Origin of the sequence: Microcoleus sp. FACHB-1515 (assembly GCF_014696105.1) — a bacterium.
In the GTDB taxonomy this organism is placed as follows: Bacteria; Cyanobacteriota; Cyanobacteriia; order Elainellales; family Elainellaceae; genus JAAUTJ01.
In genome coordinates, this window is record NZ_JACJPO010000048.1 from 35,670 (window position 1) to 56,530 (window position 20,861).

The following is a 20,861-nucleotide window of genomic DNA, read 5'->3' on the forward strand; positions in this document are numbered from 1 at the left end:
CACGCAAAGCAGCCTTTGAGCTGCTGAGCATTTTGCTGACTTGATTTGTGCTGCTTTTACAAAAAGCGATCGCCAAACCGCGATAATCTTTGCCTTTTATCTAAACTGAACACTGCAAGCTTAGTGTTCAGTTTGGTTGAAATTTTTCTCACCTTTTATGCTACTTATGATGGGCTGATTTTCGATAAAGTAAAGGATGATAAATCGAACTGCAAAAGTTGGCATGATATTTCACAGTATTTCTTCTCGAAGTGCAAGCTGGCAACGTATGATTTGGAGTGCAAGAACTCGTATTTTGCTAGGATTAGCAGTTCTCATTACCCTGTCGATCGTTCTCTCTATCGCGCTGATTCGGCAAATTCTTTTTACTCAGCTTCAGCAACGAGTACAGCAATCCTTACAGCAGGAAGTTGAGGAAATGCAGCGACTAGAGCGCGGGGTCAATCCGGCAACAGGACAACCCTTTAATCAAGATTCTTCCTCAATTTTTAAGGTGTTTTTGTCTCGCAATATTCCAGTTGATCATGAGAGTTTTATCACCCTGATTAACGGAGAAATTTATAAAACGAGTCCAAATCCCCTTCCTCCAAATATAAACTTAAATCAACAGTGGTTGAATGCTTTTACCCAATTCGATCGCCCTGCTCAGGGACAGCATCAAACCGCCACCGCAACCTTTCGCTACATCGCCTATCCGCTTCAAAATGATGGTAATCAGCGAGGCGTATTTGTGGTGATCCATTCTCTTAGCGGCGAACAGCAAGAGATTGATCGGGCGGTTTGGGTTGCTGCGTATGTATTTGTGGCAGTGATGCTGGTTGCTCTCTTTTTGGCCTGGTGCATTATTGGACAAGTTCTATTTCCGTTGCGAACGCTAACAGAAACGGCTCGATCGGTGCGGGGCATGGAAACGATCGCAAAACCGTTGGCTGTGCAGGGTGCAAAGGAAATCGCCGAACTTACTATGACTTTTAATGAAATGCTCGATCGACTTCAGGCTTCTTTTGCCAGCCAGCGTGAATTTATTAATGATGCTAGCCATGAATTTCAAACGCCGATTACCGTCATTCGCGGACATTTGGAAATCTTGAGCCAAACTTTGGGCGATCGCCAGGAAAAAAGTCATTTGGGAGCGATCGATCTGATGATTGATGAGCTAAATCGGATGAGCCGACTGGTAGATGATTTGCTGCTGTTGGCAAAGGCAGAACGTCCCGATTTTTTAGACCTAGATATACTGGCTGTGGATCAGTTAACGGAAGAAATTTTTGCCAAATCAACCGCTTTGGCTCCTCGACAGTGGCAGCTTATTTCAAAAGCATCGGTTCGCGTTGTAGGCGATCGTCAGCGGTTGACGCAACTGATGATGAATCTGGTGCAAAATGCCATCGAGCATACGATCGAAACAGATACCATCGAAATTGGTAGCCGTCTCGTCGCAGATTCCGTTCATTTCTGGGTGAGAGATACGGGAACTGGGATTTTACTGCAAGATCAAGCTCGCATTCTCCAGCGTTTTGCGCGGGGGCAGGGTCGCCGCAGAAGCAAAGGAGCAGGGTTGGGATTGGCGATCGTCAAAGCGATCGCAGAGGCGCATGGCGGAGAACTGCTGTTGCAAAGTCAGCCCGGAAAGGGGTCTCAATTTACTGCCATTATTCCGGTTGATGCTTTTTGAGTCAGTCTTTCCACCTCTTAATTAATGTTAGTTTAACTAAATTTTATGGAAAACGATCGCAGCATGAATCGAATTTTAATTGCTGAAGATGAGCCTCGAATTGCGGCATTTTTGCAAGAAGGATTAGAACGAAAAGGCTTTGTTACAAAAGTAGTGGAGGATGGCGATGCTGCAATTACCTGGGGCAAAACGGAAGAGTTCGACGTACTCATTCTTGATCTAGGACTGCCTGGAAAAAATGGAATTGCCGTTATTGAAGCGTTGCGCCAGCGAGGTGAACAGCTTCCAATTATTGTTCTCACCGTGTTCCAAGATGTACGAGACAAAGTACGTGCATTGGAAGCAGGAGCAAATGACTATGTGACAAAACCCTTTTCGCTAGCTGAACTGATTGCGCGAATTCGAGTCCAGATTCGCCAGCAGCGATCGCCTACTCTCCCAGAAGAAATAGTGCTAAAGGTGGGCAGTTTGACGATCGATTTGCGGCGGCGACGAGTTGAAGTGAAAGGGCGATCGATTGAGCTTTCAACCCGCGAATTTGTTTTATTAGAAATGCTTGCTCGTCAGCCCGGACAGACCTGTAGCCGTGAAGATTTGCTCAAGCAGGTCTGGGGATACGATTATGATCCCAATACTAATATTGTTGAGGTTTATATTGGCTACTTGCGAAAAAAATTAGGGCATGGTTCGATCGAAACCGTGCGTGGAATCGGCTATCGGCTCGCATACAAGTAAGTGATTTAATTTGGCATCTTTCGATCGGTAGTTTCGGTAGAGAAACTTCTTCTCTCAACCGGAGAGATGAGAGTTTTCTTACCTTCTGCTCACACTCGATTCGAGCGAAGCTAAGATTCCAGCAAGAAACAATAGCGATTGCCTGGAAGGGAGAAGGTAAAGGTGCTGAACAATTCTTCTCATAGGTGGCGAGTTGCGCTCTACTCTCATGACACAATGGGACTAGGACACAAACGCCGTAACCTACTGATTGCTCAAACTTTGGTAGATTCTGGCTTACCTGTTGATGTTTTGCTGATTAGTGGAATGCAGGATGCAAGTCGCTGTCCTGCGATCGCTGGCGTTGATTATTTAACGCTGCCTGCGCTGCATAAAGATACAGACGGACAATATCAGGCGCGACGGCTCGATCTGTCGCTTCAGGAGATTATTTCACTGCGATCGCAACTGCTCCGAACGGCTTTAGCCAGCTTTAAGCCGGACGTGTTCATTGTTGATAATGTGCCCAGAGGTGCAGTCAAAGAGCTTGATTTGTCTCTCAAGTATTTGCACAAACACACTCAAACGCGCTGCATTCTTGGCCTGCGCGACATTTTAGATGAGCCTGCGGTTGTGCAGCGAGACTGGAATCGGGCGGCGAATGAAGACGCTATTCGTCGTTACTATCATGAGGTTTGGGTGTACGGCGATCGAGCCGTTTATGATGCCGCGCAGGAATATCAATTCTCCAGCGATATCGTCGCCAAATTTCGCTATTTGGGCTATCTCGATCAGCGATCGCGCCTCAAATTTGTTGACAAAGAAAGCGTTCAAGCCGTTGTTGATCTTCAACTTCCGCAGGAGCAGCTTGCCGTCTGCTTCGTCGGCGGTGGACAAGATGGCGCTAATCTCGCTACGGCGTTTGCTCAAGCTACCTTACCGCCTGAAGCCAGCGGCGTAATCGTAACAGGGCCATTTATGCCGCTGTCGGTGCGTCAGGAACTCCAGGCTTACGCCAACCAGTCCGATCGCTTAAAGGTGCTGGACTATTTGCCGGAACCGACTTTGCTGCTCGCTCAGGCGGATTGGGTTGTGAGCATGGGCGGATACAATACCACCTGCGAAATTCTTTCGTTTGAGAAGCGATCGCTGGTTGTGCCTCGCGTGAAGCCACGTCAGGAACAGATCATTCGCGCCGAGCGATTGCAGCAAATGAACATTGTTGATCTGCTACATCCTGACCAGATTCATCCTGCTGCTTTGACAGGATGGATGGCGCAGTCCAAATCGGCTCCTCGTGTGCGCGATCGCCTCGATTTGAATGGACTTACGCGCATCGCGGAGCGCATCGAAAAGGTGCTGACGACGCCCGCTTATTGCAGCCGCTACGCCTCATAAAAGGAGCCTAAAATGTTGCAGCAGTCGATGCGGGTTGCCTATGTCCTAAAGCGCTATCCCCGCTATTCAGAAACCTTTATTGTCAATGAAATTTTGGCTCACGAAGCCGCAGGATTAGAAATCGAAATTTTTGCGCTGCGTCCGCCTTGTGATACTCATTTTCAAAACATTATTTCTCAGGTACGTGCGCCCGTCACCTACATTCAGCAGCCTGATCAGGGACGCAATAGTGCATCGCTCACCAGTCCTACGCCAACTGCGGCCAGCTACTTTTGGGCAGAGCTACAGGAAGCCAGTCAGGTGATTCCGGGATTTTGGAGCAAGCTGGCAGTTGCTCAAGGAGAACTAGACGGTACGGTTTATCAAGCTGCCTGGTTAGCCCGCGAAGTTCAACTCAGGCGCATCGATCACATTCATGCTCACTTTGGCTCGATCGCCACAAGTGTCGCCCGCCTTGCCTCGCACTTCACCGGAGTTCCCTACAGCTTCACCGCCCACGCCAAAGATATTTTTCACGAAAGCGTTCAACCCCAAGAGATGCAGCGCAAGCTTGCAGATGCGGCTTTTGTGGTGACGGTGAGCGATTACAACCTGCGCTATTTGCAGCAAACCTACAAAGCCGATCGCGTCCAGCGCATCTACAACGGACTCGATCTCAGCCAGCTTACCTATCGATCGCCTCACAATCATCCGCTGCGAATCATCTCAGTCAGTCGCTTGGTCGAGAAGAAAGGGCTGTCTGACCTGATTGATGCCTGTGCGATTCTTCAGCAGCAGGGCTGGGAGTTTTGCTGTCAGCTTGTGGGAACGGGGCCGCTGGAAGCATCTCTTCGCCAGCAGATCGATCGACTGGGCTTACAGTCTGTGGTTGAAATCGTTGGCCCCCGTCCTCAAAATGAAGTGTTTGAGCTTGTTCAGCAGGCGACGATTTTTGCTGCGCCCTGTGTGATTGGCTCGGACGGCAACCGCGATGGACTGCCGACCGTACTGCTCGAAGCAATGGCATTGGGAACTCCCTGCATCGCGACGGATGTGACGGGAATTCCAGAACTGGTACGGCATGAGCAAACCGGATTGATTGTGCCTCAACACGATCCCCAGCAGCTTGCGATCGCCCTGCAACGCCTGTTCAGCGATGACGCTCTGCGCGTCACGCTCTCTAAACAGGCGCGAGGTTTAATCGAAGCCGAGTTTGACATCCACCGCAATGCGGCGGTGCTGCGATCGCGGTTTCAGCCTGCCGATCCGACACTTCATCAGAAGGCTTTGCAGGAGGTGGGCGGATGAGAATTGCTTACGTCTGCGCCGATCCGGGCGTTCCCGTCTTTGGACAAAAAGGCTGCTCAATTCACGTGCAGGAAATCATCCGGGCACTGCAACAGCAAGGAGCCGAGGTGGAACTGTTTGCGAGCCGTTGGGGTGGAGAACCATCGGCAGATTTAGCAGCGGTTAAACTGCATCATCTGCCGCAAATTCCCAAAGGCGATCGCGCCCTGCGAGAACAAATCGCGCTGTCTGCCAATGCGGAGTTACGGCTTCAGCTTGAAAGGGCAGGCGCATTTGACTTGATCTATGAGCGCTATTCGCTGTGGAGCTTTGGCGCGATCGAACACGCTCGATCGATTGGCGTTCCCGCCCTGCTGGAGGTGAATGCACCGCTGATTGAAGAACAGGCTAAGCACCGAGGACTGATCGATCGCTCGGCAGCAGAACAAATCGCGGAACGAGTCTTTCAGGCGGCGACGCATCTGATCGCCGTTTCAGCCGAAGTCAAAACCTATCTGGAAGGCTATGTGAGAAGCGATCGATCAATTCACGTCATTCCCAACGGCGTCAATCTCGATCGCTTTCCGGCCAAGCTTGAACCTGCTTTTCCAACCGATGCCTTCACGATCGGCTTTGTCGGAACGCTCAAGCCTTGGCACGGACTGCCCGTTTTGATCGAAGCGTTCGATCGACTACACCAGCGTCATCCCAAAACGCAACTGCTAATCGTGGGGGATGGGCCTGAGCGGGAAAATTTAGAAATGGATGTAGCTCAGCGCGGCTTAGCTGCTGTTGTTCACTTCACTGGAGCGATCGCGCCCGATCGAATTCCAGGCTGGCTCGCCTCAATGCAGGTGGCCGTTGCACCTTATCCGGCTCAGTCCGATTTTTACTTTTCACCGCTGAAAGTGTACGAATACATGGCCGCCGGACTCCCGACTGTGGCAAGCCGCATCGGGCAGCTAGCCGATCTCATTGAAGATCAAGTGACAGGCTTACTTTGCACGGCGGGCGATCCGATCGATCTCGCCACTGCCCTCGAACAAGTCTTGCGATCGCCAGATCACAATCGATCGATGGGACAAGCTGCCCGACAGAAAGTGATGCAGCATAGCTGGAATGCGATCGCGCAAAAACTGCTGCAACTGGCGTTTTCTCCCGCGATCGCAGGAGGACAGCGATGAAGCGTCGTTCTTCCCTGTCGAAGCTTTGGCGGCTGCTGCGCCGTTTTTCTCCGTACATTCGGCAGCAGCAGACTTTGCTGATTTTGTCTGGTCTTGCCCTGCTTGCGAATGTCGCCCTGCAACTATTAGAACCTTGGCCGCTGAAGTTTGTCTTTGACTATGTTTTGATTCCCTCGGCCAATCAAAAGCTGGCGGCAATTCCGCTAATCAATCAGCTTGATCCCAGCAAACTTTTAGCGCTAGCTGCGATCGCCGTCATTGCGATCACTGCGCTGCGGGCACTGGCCGCTTATTGGAGTACGTTCGGACTGGCGATCGTCAGCAGTCGCGTCATGGCGCAGGTGCGAAATCAGCTTTATCACCACTTGCAGCATTTATCGATCGCCTACCACACCAAAGCCAGAAGCGGCGATCTCGTCGTTCGCGTCAGCAGCGATGCCAGCCGTTTGCAGGAGATTTTGCTGACTGCGCTTGTGCCGCTCGTTGTCAGCATCTTCACGCTGTTCGGGATGGTGGGCGTGATGCTGTGGATGCACCGCGATTTATCTTTGCTTGCCCTCCTCACCTTTCCTTTGTTTGCGATCGCCACCCAGCATCTCAGTCAGCGGATTCGCAAAGCTTCGGTCGCCCAGCGGCAGGAAGAAGGAGCCGTTGCCGCCACTGTTGCCGAGTCGATGAGCGCGATCAAGCTGGTGCAGGCGCTTTCGCTCGAAGATGCGTTTGAGAACGTTTTCTTTCGCGAGAACGAAAGAAGTTTGCGCGAAAGCGTGAAAACTCAGCGCTTAGCCGCCAGTTTAGAGCGCAGTGTGGACGTGATTATTGCACTGGGAACGGCGATCGTCCTCTGGAAAGGGGCGCGTTTGGTTTTGCGCGATGCCCTGACGCCCGGTGATGTCCTCGTCTTCCTCACCTATCTCAAGAATGCGTTTAAGCCCGTCCAAAACTTTGCCAAGTACACCGGACGCATCGCAAAAGCTGCCGCATCAGGCGATCGCATCCTCGATATTCTCGATGAAGTTCCAGATGTAACCAATCTCCCAAGCGCAACGGCGGCTCCAGCATTTCGAGGAGCAGTGCGCTTCGATCGCGTCAGTTTCGGCTACGAGCCAGGACAAGAATTGCTCAAGCAAATCAGCTTCACCGTAGACCCAGGACAGCGAGTGGCGATCGTCGGCACGTCCGGCAGCGGCAAATCCACCTTGATGAGCTTACTGCTGCGGCTTTACGATCCCACGCAGGGACGCATTCTGATTGACGGACAGGATATCCGCGATTACACCCTCGAAACCTTTCGCCCGCAAATCAGCGTCGTCCTGCAAGATAGCCTCATGTTTGCCGCAACCGTCCGGGGAAACATCGCCTACGGCGTTCCCAACGCCACCCGCGCAGAAATCGAAGCTGCCGTGCGCTTAGCAAACGCGCAATCCTTCATCGAAGCACTTCCCCAAGGCTATGACACGATCTTGGGCGAACGAGGCGCAACGCTCTCCGGCGGACAACGGCAACGACTGGCGATCGCTCGTGCGGCCATTCGCGAAGCACCAATTTTGATTCTGGATGAACCCACAACCGGACTCGATCAGGCAAACGAACAGGCGATCGCGGCTGCCCTCGATCAGCTTGCCGAAAATCGCACCACCTTCTTAATTACCCACAACCTTCATCTGGCAACGCGATCGGATTTGATTCTTTACCTCGAAAATGGACGAATTTTAGAACAAGGAACGCACAAAGAACTGCTACGGCTTCAAGGCCAATATGCCGCACTCTATCAGATGCAAGCGGCCATGCAGGAGCAATCCGCACCCAAGTTAATGTCCTAACTCAGCACCTCAACTCCTCAGGACTGACGCACTGTCCACTAGGAAATCAATTCCCAGAGCTTCATCGTTGAAGTCCCAAAACGGACGATCGATCGCGAGGATCAACCCATTTCAATAGGTTTTCGCTTTCAGCCGGAAATTGATTTCACGGCCTCTGTCCTACTCCTTCATCCGATTAAACAAGCACCCTTGAGCATTTCAATTACTGACCCTTTGAACATCACAACCGATGTCAAAATGCCCTGGCTCATTCGGGCAATCGATCCCCTGTTCGTGCAGCAGCAGTTTACTCAATGTCTACCACCTGCCTTGAAGACCGCTCAACTCTGCGCCATTCGAGTTATGCGTCATAAACCAGGTCGCCGCTGCCTGATCGAATATGACCTGGAAGTCAACAGATTGCCCATTCAAAAAATCACGCTGATCGGGAAAATTCGCGCCAAAGGCACGGATGTTCACTGCTATCAGCTTCAGCAAGCTTTGTGGAACGCCGGATTTGCAGATGATAGCGAAGACGGCATCTCTGTTCCAGAACCGATCGCCCTCATTCCTAACTTGCAAATGCATCTTCAGCGCAAAGTTCCAGGCACGATCGCCACCGAACTTCTGCCTCAGTCAAACGGCATTGCTCTCGCTCAACGCATTGCTGAAGCAGCACACAAACTGCACCAAGCCAACATTCCACCTCATCGTCGTCACACCATGACAGACGAACTCAATATTTTGCGCGATCGCCTCTCTCAAGTCATGCAGCAATATCCCCATTGGGAAACGCGATTACAGCGAATTCTCAATCTTTGCGATCGCTTAGGAGCAGCTACGCCCGAAATCAAATTCTGCGGAATTCATCGAGACTTCTATGCAGATCAAGTCCTGGTTGATGGCTCCCGATTGTATTTATTAGATTTAGATTTGTATTGCCAAGGCGATCCGGGTCTCGATATCGGTAACTTTATTGGACACATGACCGAGCAAGGACTCAGAACCCTTGGAGATGTTCATGCACTGCGCGATCGAGAAATTGCCCTAGAAAAAGCGTTTGTACAGCTTTCTGGCAGTGCTGTTCAAGCATCAGTACAAGCCTATACTGCCCTCACTCTGGTACGACACATCTATTTAAGTACTCAGTTTGCAGAACGTCGATCGTCTACCGAGATTTTGCTACAGTACGCTGAGCAGTTGCTATTTGCCGAGCCGTAGTGCCTCAGTCATGCCCTACTGATCGAACAGTTAACGATTTATCTGCGCCATCATTAGCTTGGCTGCCGAAACCGTGACCGAATAGCCCATCGTCACGACCATCTGCATTCTGCTGCCATCAGCCGACTGCCCAGACTCGTCTCGCGCTGGTCTTCGGACTGCTTCGATCGGCTGGCCTGCCAAATTTGCCTTCCTACGGAAGGAAAGCGATCGCGGCGCGAAAAGCGATTAGGCATAAAGCACATCTTGGCAAAATGACTCAGGGCAGAACTTTACAAATTGCAATTCAAGATTTCTTCCATAGCGTCTCACGTGAAAATGAAATCAGAATGAAATTTGAAATTGGAGTTGTAATGAAGCTGAAATGATCGCTGATTCTTATCGAAAACAGCCCTACTGAGTGTAAGGAAAATAGGCTTTCCAATCTCAAAGGGCTGTTGAAGAATTTAGGAGAAGATCGCTAGAGGCAAGAATTCGAGCAGACTAGTGCTTGAGTGAAGATTTCGATTGTTTCGGACTATTTTGGGGCTTGAGCAGATTCAGCCATCGCCGCAATCGATCGAGACGTTGCAGTAGATTGGGCAGCCTGCACTTCGATCGCGCCCCGAAACATATTCATGCCGCAGGTGAATTCATACTTGCCAGGTTTTTCCGGCGTAAATTCGATCGCCGTTGTTTGGTTGAGCGGTAGCGGTTTGGCGATGTGAAAGTCAGGCAATTGCACTTCTTCAAGGCAACTGCTGGGGTCTTTGCGATCGAACTTCAATCGCACAAGTTGTCCCGCCTGAACGACAATTTGACTCGGCTCATAGCCACCGTCTACCGTCACCGTGACTTCTTGAACGCCACTCTCAGCCGTTGCTTTCCGTGACTTAGGTTTGCTCAGCAAGAACCACCAAAGCTCCAGGCCAATTAAGCCCAAACCGCCCAGTGTCACTGCAACCTTGTTGGCGATCGGCTGCTCAATCCGGCGAAACTCAGCCTGTTCAGGTTGAGCAGAATTCATGTTTTCCATGTTGTGCCGCATTTGGGCAATTGCTGGCAATGAGACGACGCCAAACGCCAATCCAAAACTTGCTACACCACTAATCATTCGCTTTTTCATCCTCCAAACCTCCTATAGAATTGCCCCTGAAAGTGAGCCAATCAAAAAGCCAAATCCGGCTAATGTTGAGAAGAATACGGCTGGTTTAAGCATGGTGATAGCCTCTGCCTGATTCATTTAATTTGGGCTGAAAGTTGCGGAGCCGTAGCGCATTCGTGACGACCGAAACTGAACTGAAAGCCATTGCTGCACCTGCAATAATCGGGCTGAGTAGCCAACCGAAAATCGGGTAAAGAATGCCTGCGGCGATCGGAATTCCAGCCACGTTGTAGATAAAGGCAAAAAACAGATTTTGCTGAATATTGCGAATCGTGGCGCGGCTCAGTTGAATGGCCGTAACGATGCTTTGCAAATCGCCGGAGATGAGCGTGATATCGCTGGCGGCGATCGCCACATCGGTTCCCGTCCCGATCGCCATGCCGACATCAGCCTGTGCGAGTGCGGGCGCGTCGTTAATGCCATCGCCGACCATCGCGACAATCTTGCCTTCTGCCTGAAGCGTTTCGATCGTCGCGGCTTTTTGGTCAGGGCGAACTTCTGCAATCACGCGATCGATGTTAGCTTCCCGCGCAATCACTTTCGCCGTGCCCCAGTTGTCTCCGGTGAGCATCACGACTTCTAGCCCCAATCGTTGCAGGGCGCGAACGGCCTGCACAGACGACGGCTTGAGTGCATCCGCGATGCCCATGATGGCCTGCACTTTGCCATCGACGGCCAGCCAAATCACCGTTTTGCCCAAATATTCCAGCTTGTCTCGCTGTGCTTGCAGAGCTTGGGTGTCAATGCCGAGTTCATTCAACCAGCGCTGTGTGCCAATTTGCACGAGCCGATCGCGAAGCGCTCCCAGAACGGTATCGCTCACCCAACCTTGAACCCCGCTGCCCACTGTCGCCTCAAACTCTTGAACGTCAGTCAGTTCAACTTGCTGAGACTGCGCGTACTGCACAACAGCTTCCGCCAGCGGATGCTCGGAGTTACGCTCGATCGAAGCTGCCAGCCGCAACAGCTTGAGTTCATTGCCGTTCGCGGTTCCGTTCACCGTGATGAAATCCGTGACGGTGGGTTTGCCCTGCGTTAAAGTTCCAGTTTTGTCGAGGACGATCGTTTGCAGCTTATGCGCCAGTTCCAGACTTTCCGCCCCTTTGATGAGGATGCCGTTTTCCGCGCCTTTTCCGGTTCCAACCATGATCGAGGTCGGCGTCGCTAAACCCAAGGCACAAGGGCAGGCGATGATCAGTACACCTACTGTGGTGATGAGCGCCATCGTCACGTTGCCCATGACGTTGTACCAAATGATGAACGTCAAGATCGCGATCGCAATTACAGCAGGCACAAACCAGCCCGTCACCTGATCGGCTAGACGCTGAATCGGGGCTTTTGAGCCTTGCGCCTGCTGCACGAGTTTGACGATTTGTGCCAGAAACGTATCTTTGCCGATGCGGGTGGCGCGGAATTTGAAGCTTCCGGTTTTGTTGAGCGTTGCGCCAATCACTTCATCGCCCGATCGCTTCTTCACCGGAACGCTTTCGCCTGTCACCATCGCTTCATCGATCGTTGAACTGCCCTCGATGATTTCGCCATCCACCGGAATGGTTTCACCCGGACGCACCAAAATCACATCGCCGACTACGACTTGGGCGATCGGCAAATCAATTTCCTGCCCGCGTCGAATCACCCGCGCCGTCTTTGCCTGCAAGCCCATCAGCTTGCGAATCGCTTCGGAGGTTTGCCCTTTGGCGCGATTTTCCAGCAGTCGCCCCAGCAACAGCAGCGCGATGATCACGGCGGCAGCTTCAAAATAAACGTCGGGTCTGAGTTCCTGTTGAATGAACCATTCGGGGGCAAAGGTGGGAAAGAGCGAGTAGAGGTAGGCTGCCCCTGTACCGATCGCCACCAAGGTATCCATCGTTGCCGCGTGGCGCTTAAGTGCTTTCCAGGCATTGACGAAGAATGACCCACCGCACCAAAACATCACGGGTGTCGTCAACACCAGTTGAAGCAGCGGATGATGCAGCCACATGGGAATGAACGGGATGGGCAATCCGGTCATCATCGGCAGCGACCCAATCACAATCACGGCACTGATCAGGCCGGATATCCAAACCTTGCGGCTTAATTTGCGGTTTTCAGTTTGGCGATCGCGCCGTTCTTGATCGTCTTCGGGGGCCAGCACATCCTCTTGCATCGGCACCGCCGAGTAGCCTGCGGCATCAACTGTTGCTTGGATTTGGGCAATATTGGTTTGCTGAGGGTCAAAGGCGATCGCCGCCTGCTCTGCACCAAAGTTGACGCTGCATTCGTTCACGCCCGGAATCGATCGAATCGCCTGCTCAATATTGTTGGCACAGGAGGCACAACTCATGCCTTGTAACTTCAATGTGGTTTTCTCCATATGCACCTCGCGTTTTAAAAGATTCACAAACTGGATTGTGTGTCAGTCGATTGCTGGGGAATGCTGAGCGATCGCGTTATTCTTTGCGTTAAAGCACGCAGCGAAAACAAGAAAGAACTGCTCAGAATCAAGCAGTCTTGAGCAAATGAAGCGCTTGGATACTCAGTTGAAATGCTGTCCTAGCTTTGCTCAATCATTGGACAAATTGCCTCTTCAGGAGTTGCAGCGGTTTCTCCGCTCGCTAGTAAGCTTTCAAGTTCTTTCTTGAGTAGGAGTAGCTGATGAATTTGCTCATCGACTTCTCGGAGTTTTTCTGATAGCTTGAGCTTGACTTCATCGCAAGGCAACTGGCCGCGATCGTGAACTTCGAGTAATTCTTTGATTTCTGCCAAACTCAAGCCCAACCGTTGAGCGCGTTTGATGAAATGTAAACGAGTAAACACATCGACATCAAACAGTCGATAGCCACCTTCCGTTCTACCCAAAGTCGGCAACAAACCGAGTTCTTCGTAATAGCGAATGGTCTTGATCGGCAAACCGCTGGCTTTGGCAACCGCACCGATCAGTTGTGGGGTTTCCTGAGCTAACATCACCTATCTCCTGGCTTATTCTGGTGAGTAACCCGCTGCGACGATCGCCTGCTTGATATCGGCTGCGTTGGCCTGCGTTTCAATCTTGACCTGCTTAGTTTTGGGATCGGCATCCACTGTTGCGGCTGGATCAATGGCAATCACAGCTTTGGTAATCGTGGTAGCGCAAGCGGAGCAAGCCATGTTGGGAACTTTCAGTTGAAGCGTCATCGGAGATTTCCCCTAATTAATTGAATTAGTTTCATTGTGAAGTCTCCAGTGGGCTAGATAGTCAAGGGGGTTAGAGGAGCAATTTTTCAACTGGCTCAATCGCGATCGCCACACTCGACTGAGCTGCGGGTTATCGATCGACTTGTGCGAGTAGCTATTGCATTTCGGCAATCTCCGCGAGGAAGTGGAGGCGACCATCCACCACTACAAGGCGAGTTTGCAAGATCAATCATTACTTCTACATGATTACCATCTTGAACGCCCTGAGCCGGGTTGTCGCTGACTTCGTAGCTAAACCTTGCCCCCCCACCGCTGATGGAGACCGCTGCTGAGTTCGACTTGCCGCTCTCAGGGTTCAAACAGTGGGTGAAGCTGACTGAGCAGTTGAAAGGGGCACTGTAGCAGTCGCCGCTCGGCTTTGGCACTCAAGCAACTCAAGAAAGCAAGCGGTCTACTCGGCAAAAAGCGGTTCCTTCGCAACGCGGAGTCACCCAAGAGTTGGCTTGTGTGCTGATGTTTGTCGGGGAATTGTTTCATTCCTACACCGTTGCCGATCGCCTGTGGTCACTCCTGTCTACGGCGCACGGGATGCCGCAACCGCGATCCTCCCCGCCGCCAACCGCAGAATAGCCTATTTTTATTCCCGACACGCTATGACATCACTCCCCTTAAATCTCGACGGCGATCGGCGCGATCGTCTCATCTTTGGTCAACCCCTCGACTGGCAGAGTCAAGCTGCACAACAGCGACGAGTTAGCTTTGATAAACTGCCCCTTTGCACACTGGAACAGTTGATCCAGGAAGGGTTTGTGCAAGCTTCTGAGCAGCCTCTCAGCGATCCGGATGCGCTTGAACTGGTTGAGGTTGCCCGATGTTTCAACCGTCCTAGCTTGTCCGGTTGGGTTGAAGTCTTGGGCAGCCCACCTGCTTGCCAAGAGTGGGTACGGATTACAGCAATCCGGTTCGAGGGCATGATTACACCCGCAGAGCGATCTTTCTTTTGGCGATCGTTTTATCACGTTCGCTCCTTAGAGATGACCCCTCGATTGCTGCGGGCAACGTTTGATTCTGCCGCCCTGCTGTTCGTTTCGCATCCCGTCGTGGCATATCAAAACGTAGTGCCGTCGGATTTACCGGAACCTGAAGACGGCTATGACTCGATATTCGCCTAATCGTGACTGTTCAGCAGGAGCGATGACAACTGCCAACGTGATCGATCGAGTGCCGTAAGTCCTCTACCTTGAAACCGTCCCTCAACCGCTTGAGTATCAACTGGATGATTGCAGCTTTGCCCGCTTGATGAATTTGGAGAACCGCATGAACCCAAACAACTCCCCGCCTGAAGAGCCGTCCTCAGCGCCGTTCAACAGGTTTCTGTCCGAAGCGCGTGTGCGAGAATTGCTTCGCATTGAAGAAGAGTGCGGCTGCGACATTGGCGCAGGACGGAACTGGGGCATACAGATGGGGATGTTCCTGCAAGATCCCATAGAAATGGAGCGTTTAGCGCAACTGCGCGATTGGCTGCTGAGTGAATTCCGCTTGCTGCTGAGCGAGTGGAAGTTGGGCAGGATCACCGACACGCTCCTTTTGATCGGGCAGCAACTGTTGATTGAACGCTTTCGCCAACCGCCGCCGGAAACTCAGGAACTGCTTTGGCACCTGTTTGAGCAATCGCAGGCGACGCAATTGGATCACTCCAGCGCGGCACTCCCTCGTGCCAACGACGCTCGAACCCAAGTGCGGGCGCTGATCGCGAGAACGTTGACCTCAGGCGATTGGCAAGCTTTGACGCAAGCAGCGGTCGAGACGCTCGAACAATACTTGTCCACTCAGCAAGCAGAACTGAACCGAGAGGACTAAGCGACTCAATCTCGACCGCTGATTTTGCTTGAGCCGATCGCCTGGAAAGTTCGCAATTTTTACGAACATTGGTCGAATCCTGCTCAAGTCATTCTCCGGGGTAGGCGTTAATGATGACGTTCTTTACTGGTTAAAGACAGCTCAGCTTTTGATCACGTTGGAGACAGATGGGCAGTGGTGTGTCAAATCCGTCCTGCTCCGCTCAATGACCCACTAGCGCTTCCCTGTATCTGAGATTGAGGAGCAGCATGACACACTATTTTTATTTCGGTGAGAGCCGTGAAATGAGCGCCCTGCACTGGTTAATGGAAAATTGCCCATTGCTGCCGTCGCCGCACGAGGATACGGTCGAATTGCTCGTGAAAGCTGCCTGTCGGCAGTGTTTGATCGAAGCGTCTTGGGAAGATACGGCTGCGATCGAATTGTGCCAGGAATTGATCGATCGCACCCATCCGCCAGAGTCGGCACAAAAGTTACTGGAGCAATGTCAGGCAGGGAACTTAGAAGCATTCGAGCAAGCCCTTCTGAGACTGCAACAGCAAGTAAAAATTGAAATTATGAAACCGCCAAACGCCGATAGTACAGACAATCCCACTGTTTTCCCAGATGATTATGCTGGCGAAAATAAAACGTTCTTCTGACTTTAGCGATGACAATAAATGCCCTAGCTTCTGGTTGATTCAGCCAGATGTAAAAACCCTTGAGGTATCTGCAAGCAACTGCCCAGTCCAGCAATTCACACAACCGCTTTAGAGTGACAGACTGAGGCGCTGCCGACCCATGCTTTGAGTTCTTGCCGAAGGTCAATTGCCATCTGCTGGATTGCCATTGCTACTTTGCAGCACTATTAGTCGTAGGCTGAAACGGGTTTGCAACAGGACAGTCTTCAATATGGCGATGCACTTTTGCCGCAAATCTTTGAAATCGTTTGCCCTGGTTGTACAACTCGGCGAATCGTTTAGAAAACTCTTCGAGAATGAGTGATGGAAGTACTGCCACTTCGTCACCCCGCTTGCCGTAGCAAAATTCAGGAATCATTTGCTCTTTGAATTCTCTGCCCACCCACAATTCAGCCCCAAGTGCATGAACAGGAGTTTCGTTGGATTTGAAGTGATCAGGCTGTTCGCTGTAGATCACCAAAATCACGCTGGCAGTAGGCATCGTTGGCAGGGAAAAGCTTTCTTGTAGTGCTCGGCTTGATCGATACTTAACCCGACGCGAAGTGTTGCGATCGCCCCGCTTCAAATAGTGCGATCGGCGTTTATGACACCGCTCTCGTTCATCTGTCCAGCATGGGCGCTGCCGCGCCTCTGTAATAGAGAGCCGAGCACATTCAATACAATTGCGATTTGCGGGTCGCGCCATTAACTGTTAGCTTCCATTAAAACGAGGTACGTCTCTACAGTCTATGCAAACTGAGCATCTGAGGCGACCGAGGGGCGACGTATTCTGGCTTACTGACTTTCGTAGGTAGACTCCAGCTAATTTAGTCAGAGTTTAATTAGATACAGATACCAAGCGATTATCTTTAGCTTAAAGAAGCTGGGCAATTGTACTAACATCGGTCATAACTTTATCCAGAAGCCCTGGAGCCGCAACATGACTACCCCTAAACTGAACTTCTTTGAGTCTCCCCAGTTGCCTACTTCAGTTTCTCCTGCCCTGAACCGTCTCCAACCGCATCCGCCTAATCTTAGAGAGCCTGCACTTGATGATTTGCGATGGATGCGAGTCGGACAGTGGCTGGCTGCCAAATCCTTATCAGCAAATACCAAGCGCTCCTACATCAAAGAATTAAAGCGGTTTTGGAACTGGACAGACAAGCCTTGGGATCAAGTGACTACCTGGGACGTTACACGCTATAAAGACCATTTAGAAAAAGCGGCGATTCAAGATTCAAAGACAAATTCACCGAAGCGGCAGCTTTCATCTAATTCTGTAGCGTTGACAGTACGATCGCTCAAAAGCTTTTTCCGCTGGATGCAGCAGGCGCATTACATTGCTGAGAACCCGACACTAGCGGTAAGCGTGCCTAATGAACCAGAACCGGAATCCAAAGAACTCACCCAGATGCAGGTTAAAACACTCTATGCTGCTTTGGAACGACGAGGGCATTCACGGCTTCGTGATACTGCACTGCTGGCGGTCCTGAGTCATGGGCTACGAGCAGAGGAGACAAGTCACTTAAACGTTGAAGATTATGACGGCAGGCGGCTCCATATCCGGGAGGCGAAGCAGGGATCAACTGGGCGAGTACCATTGGACACGGCTGCGTGTGCTGCACTGAATGTTTATTTGGAGGCGCGAAAAGCGCAGGGCGAATCACTGATCGCAGATATTCCACTGTTTGTGAACTACTCTCGTGATCCCAGAGTAAAGGGGAAGCGGCTTAGCTACGATGGGGTGTATTTGGTGATAAAGCAACTGGGGAAAATGGCGATCGACCTCGCACTTGAACAGATTCAAGATGAACCCGAAGCACATTCAGTAGCGGATTTGGTAGGTTGGGAGATTGCTGCCTTAGCGGAAGTCCATCCACATCAACTGCGCCATACCTTTGCCTCAAACTTGGTGACGGGCGGCATGGATGCTTACCTTGCAATGGCACTGACTCGACATCGATCCGTATCGGTTTTTAAGCGGTACAGCAACAAAGCTCGCGAAAAGCAAGCAGAAAAGGCATTCCGACAAATGCGAGGCGAGGAACTTGATCATGAGTGATGACTGGACTGATATAGATGATACGAATGCTGTAACCAGCAGCTTCGTCTCTTGCTCAACACCTGCCAGCCGACGAGCAAAGCTTCATTTGACCCTACTGGGTTTGATTGATAGAAAAGCCGTCAATCAGCAGATTCAGGCACTCAGACGTAATGTGTATCAACCCATTTTTGAACAGGTTCTACTTGAGATTGCCGACTATGCACTTGAGGTTTATTTAGAAAAAATACAAGCAAAAATTCAGTTACAGGAATTAGACTACAAAGTGATTCAGAGACGGACGTGCTTTGAAATCTTCATTTCTGAAGACAATAAACACATAATTGCACTGAGAGATAAACCAAAACTCGTTGTTCGAGTAACAAATCACTTAGACAAGTTATGTCGGGTCTGGAAGATCCAGTTGCACAATGATTTAGAACAAGAAGTAGGGGAGATAATGGCTGCTTTAACGCTGGCTAGCATGGAGGATGCTCAGGGATTGGATTTCATAGGGAGTATGTCTTCAGGTCAAATCAAAAACTTGTTCAATCAATATTTTAACCATCAGGAAATAAAACACCAGTTACAAGAATGGTATGGGAATCATATTATAGGGCTAGTACATGAAAACTTTGAGCAGATTGGGATAGAAAAGCTTTCTGTAGAAGAACTGGAATACTTTTTAGGATTTTAATCAGAACTTTGGCTCTATCGTCGTCTAAGGCAAATTCTTCAGGATCTTGGTTTTACTCTAGGGGAGCAGATTCAGAATTTCGATAAAGCCATAGCACTCTTCCGGCGAACAAGTGGGTTTAACAGCTTTGAGAATCAACCTGAAAGCCTTTATCAAAGACAAGCTGAACTTGAAAATTTGCTTAAGGCGGTAGAGCCTCCTCTCTTCAAGAGTGGAGTGACAGAACCAGTTTTTACAGGTTTGCTGCCAACCAGTATTGTCCTTGCCTTACTTGATCCTGCTAAGTGGAAGACAAAAGACTTAGGAGAAAATCAATCTCTTGCCGCTCAACTAATCATGGAGATGGTCGCAGTTCTTTTAAGCCCACTTGATGTATCTTTGGTATCACCCTATTCTAAAAGTCTTGGCATTAGACTAATTCTGTTTGAACGATTCTGGCAATCGATTTTACGACCACTCATACGCTCAGGCGAATGGGAAACTCTGGATCGAGATGAAGGCTTTGTTTTAACCCAATTTACTCCAAAAGCCGTGCAAAAGCGGTACGCTCTCTCCTACCAAATGCTGCCGCTGTACGGGCAAGCTTGGGATGCACAAACTATACTAAACACAATTTTTCATGCGCCTAAACACTTGGGAGTGGAAGTTGCCAAGATTCATCTCATCTTTTGCGCCTACACGTCGAGAAATGCGACGAACACAAGCTTTTGTCTTAAGGGAAGCGATCTCATACAGACGCTTGGCTGGACTAAAAACAAGGAGAGAAATCGTTCAGAGCTTTTAAACCAACTAGCCAAGTACACTTTGCTTCTGGGTTGGCTCCATTTTATTAGCCCGTGGGACACAAATTTTTCCTACCGGTGCCTAAATCAGCCGATTTGGGGTGTAGACATCAAAAAAATCTCATCGGAAAACCTGGTGGGAGAAGAAATTCAAGAAATTGTGATTCGAGTGCAACCTGGACATTGGGTTAAGCCATTTCAAAAAGAATTTCGTCAGGCTTTGGTCAACTCTTCTAACAATATACTTTCTTTGAGTAAGGACTTACTTGAGATTGACTCTTACCATCATAGGCTTGCGCTAAAACTAGCCTTTTACCGTAGTTTGCATCGTAGTACCTATCAGCCTGGAATACGTCGCACTTCCATTCTGTTAGAGCAATTAGGTGAATATTCTGGAGCGTTCTTCAATCGTGTGTCAGACGACAATGCAGATGACGGGCAACGCCAATGCCTTGGCGGGTTGAGCATTAGTCCATCAAATCACCCATCGTTGCGCCAAAGCTTGAAGTTCAAGCCGCAATAAAAAGACACTCTTGGGCAGTCCATGTGTGAAATGGAGCCGCTCAACAGTGCCTGGTCAAACAATTCAAGCGTATCAAATTCGAGTGTATATGAACGCACGCAATCTCGGCTTGACCCAAGCCGACGCCGCTTCTGTGGCCGAATTCTCCGAGCGCAGTGCCCAACGGATTGACGCTGGCACTCACCAACCGAGGCGCGGCCAGCCACCCAATAGACCTGCCAGCGCTGACCCGCTTGCTCAGGTATGGAACAGCGAGCTAGAGCCAATGCTGCGGCGTGAACCGAAGCTCAAGCCCATGACCTTGTTCGAGTATTTGCAAGATCGCTATCCCGGTCAGTATGGGCAAGTGTTGCGGACGTTGCAGCGTCGCGTCCAAGCATGGAAGGCGTTGCACGGGGAATCGCCGCCTGTGATGTTCGAGCTACGGCACGAGGCTGGACGCCTGGGCTTGTCCGACTTCACCCAACTTAAGGGCGTCAGCGTCACCATCGGCGGTAAGCCATTCGAGCATTTGCTCTACCACTACCGACTCGCCTACAGCGGCTGGCAGTACGCCCAAGTTATTCAGGGCGGCGAAAGCTTTATCGCCTTGTGCGAAGGCTTGCAAAACGCCCTGTTTGCCTGCGGCGGTGTGCCCGAGCAGCATCGCACTGACAGCTTGAGCGCCGCTTACCGCAACTTGGGCGGCAAACGTGATAAACCTGTCACCCGCTTGTACGAGCAGTTGTGCGACCACTACCGG

20 protein-coding genes and 1 pseudogene are annotated in these 20,861 nt (G+C 50.7%); 15 read left to right on the forward strand and 6 right to left on the reverse strand.

All coding sequences use genetic code 11. The features are described from left to right. The first annotated feature begins 268 nt into the window (after positions 1-268). The 7 genes from H6F67_RS16820 to H6F67_RS16850 all read left to right on the forward strand — a co-directional run bounded on the left by H6F67_RS16820 (position 269) and on the right by H6F67_RS16850 (position 9,260). The gene (locus H6F67_RS16820) at positions 269-1,675 is read left to right on the forward strand and encodes a cell wall metabolism sensor histidine kinase WalK (protein ID WP_190767777.1); all 1,407 of its coding nucleotides are present in this window, start codon (positions 269-271) and stop codon (positions 1,673-1,675) included. A gap of 45 nt (positions 1,676-1,720) precedes the next feature. Then, the gene (locus H6F67_RS16825) at positions 1,721-2,410 is read left to right on the forward strand and encodes a response regulator transcription factor (protein WP_313926847.1); all 690 of its coding nucleotides are present in this window, start codon (positions 1,721-1,723) and stop codon (positions 2,408-2,410) included. A 216-nt stretch (positions 2,411-2,626) separates the two neighbouring features. After that, on the forward strand, positions 2,627-3,787 hold the full coding sequence (locus H6F67_RS16830) for a glycosyltransferase family protein (protein ID WP_190767778.1): 1,161 nt from the start codon (positions 2,627-2,629) through the stop codon (positions 3,785-3,787). A gap of 12 nt (positions 3,788-3,799) precedes the next feature. Further along, the gene (locus tag H6F67_RS16835) at positions 3,800-5,074 is read left to right on the forward strand and encodes a glycosyltransferase (RefSeq protein WP_199304475.1); all 1,275 of its coding nucleotides are present in this window, start codon (positions 3,800-3,802) and stop codon (positions 5,072-5,074) included. Continuing rightward, positions 5,071-6,237, forward strand: a complete 1,167-nt coding sequence (locus H6F67_RS16840) for a glycosyltransferase family 4 protein (protein ID WP_190767779.1) — start codon at positions 5,071-5,073, stop codon at positions 6,235-6,237. The genes H6F67_RS16835 and H6F67_RS16840 overlap by 4 nt, the downstream gene beginning before the upstream one ends. Further along, the gene (locus H6F67_RS16845; RefSeq protein ID WP_190767780.1) at positions 6,234-8,060 is read left to right on the forward strand and encodes an ABC transporter ATP-binding protein; all 1,827 of its coding nucleotides are present in this window, start codon (positions 6,234-6,236) and stop codon (positions 8,058-8,060) included. The genes H6F67_RS16840 and H6F67_RS16845 overlap by 4 nt, the downstream gene beginning before the upstream one ends. Positions 8,061-8,273: 213 nt before the next feature. Further along, on the forward strand, positions 8,274-9,260 hold the full coding sequence (locus H6F67_RS16850) for a phosphotransferase (RefSeq protein ID WP_242020677.1): 987 nt from the start codon (positions 8,274-8,276) through the stop codon (positions 9,258-9,260). A gap of 92 nt (positions 9,261-9,352) precedes the next feature. Here H6F67_RS16850 and H6F67_RS16855 read toward each other — a convergent pair whose 3' ends face one another. From H6F67_RS16855 to H6F67_RS16875, 5 genes are all read right to left on the reverse strand, one after another. Continuing rightward, on the reverse strand, positions 9,353-9,496 hold the full coding sequence (locus H6F67_RS16855) for a hypothetical protein (protein ID WP_190767797.1): 144 nt from the start codon (positions 9,494-9,496) through the stop codon (positions 9,353-9,355). 281 nt (positions 9,497-9,777) lie between these two features. After that, entirely contained in the window at positions 9,778-10,365 is a 588-nt protein-coding gene (locus H6F67_RS16860; RefSeq protein ID WP_190767782.1) for a cupredoxin domain-containing protein, read from the reverse strand. Positions 10,366-10,450: 85 nt separating this feature from the next. Then, the gene (locus tag H6F67_RS16865; protein ID WP_190767783.1) at positions 10,451-12,757 is read right to left on the reverse strand and encodes a heavy metal translocating P-type ATPase; all 2,307 of its coding nucleotides are present in this window, start codon (positions 12,755-12,757) and stop codon (positions 10,451-10,453) included. A 179-nt stretch (positions 12,758-12,936) separates the two neighbouring features. Further along, positions 12,937-13,347, reverse strand: a complete 411-nt coding sequence (locus tag H6F67_RS16870; RefSeq protein WP_190767784.1) for a heavy metal-responsive transcriptional regulator — start codon at positions 13,345-13,347, stop codon at positions 12,937-12,939. Between the two features lie 15 nt (positions 13,348-13,362). Beyond that, positions 13,363-13,557 (reverse strand): heavy-metal-associated domain-containing protein, encoded by a 195-nt coding sequence (locus H6F67_RS16875; protein WP_190767785.1) that lies wholly within the window; start codon positions 13,555-13,557, stop codon positions 13,363-13,365. A gap of 507 nt (positions 13,558-14,064) precedes the next feature. Here H6F67_RS16875 and H6F67_RS28170 point away from each other — a divergent pair. The 4 genes from H6F67_RS28170 (at position 14,065) to H6F67_RS16890 (ending at position 16,058) form a co-directional block, all read left to right on the forward strand. Further along, entirely contained in the window at positions 14,065-14,187 is a 123-nt protein-coding gene (locus tag H6F67_RS28170; protein ID WP_277874603.1) for a hypothetical protein, read from the forward strand. Between the two features lie 23 nt (positions 14,188-14,210). After that, complete coding sequence (locus H6F67_RS16880) at positions 14,211-14,729, forward strand: hypothetical protein (RefSeq protein ID WP_190767786.1); 519 nt, start codon at positions 14,211-14,213, stop codon at positions 14,727-14,729. Between the two features lie 145 nt (positions 14,730-14,874). Continuing rightward, positions 14,875-15,417: a hypothetical protein gene (locus H6F67_RS16885; protein ID WP_190767787.1), complete on the forward strand. Its 543-nt coding sequence runs from the start codon at positions 14,875-14,877 to the stop codon at positions 15,415-15,417. A gap of 248 nt (positions 15,418-15,665) precedes the next feature. Beyond that, entirely contained in the window at positions 15,666-16,058 is a 393-nt protein-coding gene (locus tag H6F67_RS16890; protein ID WP_190767788.1) for a hypothetical protein, read from the forward strand. Between the two features lie 190 nt (positions 16,059-16,248). Here the strand turns inward: H6F67_RS16890 and H6F67_RS16895 are convergent, their stop codons facing one another. Continuing rightward, positions 16,249-16,578, reverse strand: a complete 330-nt coding sequence (locus tag H6F67_RS16895) for a hypothetical protein (protein ID WP_190767789.1) — start codon at positions 16,576-16,578, stop codon at positions 16,249-16,251. A 438-nt stretch (positions 16,579-17,016) separates the two neighbouring features. Here H6F67_RS16895 and H6F67_RS16900 point away from each other — a divergent pair, with 438 nt between their 5' ends. From H6F67_RS16900 to H6F67_RS16915, 4 genes and pseudogenes are all read left to right on the forward strand, one after another. Next, a complete protein-coding gene (locus H6F67_RS16900; protein WP_190767790.1) occupies positions 17,017-18,138 on the forward strand; it encodes a tyrosine-type recombinase/integrase in 1,122 nt (373 codons plus the stop codon). Beyond that, positions 18,131-18,814: a hypothetical protein gene (locus H6F67_RS16905; protein WP_190767791.1), complete on the forward strand. Its 684-nt coding sequence runs from the start codon at positions 18,131-18,133 to the stop codon at positions 18,812-18,814. The genes H6F67_RS16900 and H6F67_RS16905 overlap by 8 nt, the downstream gene beginning before the upstream one ends. A gap of 216 nt (positions 18,815-19,030) precedes the next feature. Continuing rightward, a complete protein-coding gene (locus tag H6F67_RS16910; RefSeq protein WP_190767792.1) occupies positions 19,031-20,119 on the forward strand; it encodes a hypothetical protein in 1,089 nt (362 codons plus the stop codon). A gap of 46 nt (positions 20,120-20,165) precedes the next feature. Further along, positions 20,166-20,861 (forward strand): annotated as a pseudogene (locus tag H6F67_RS16915) (IS21 family transposase); the annotation flags it as partial.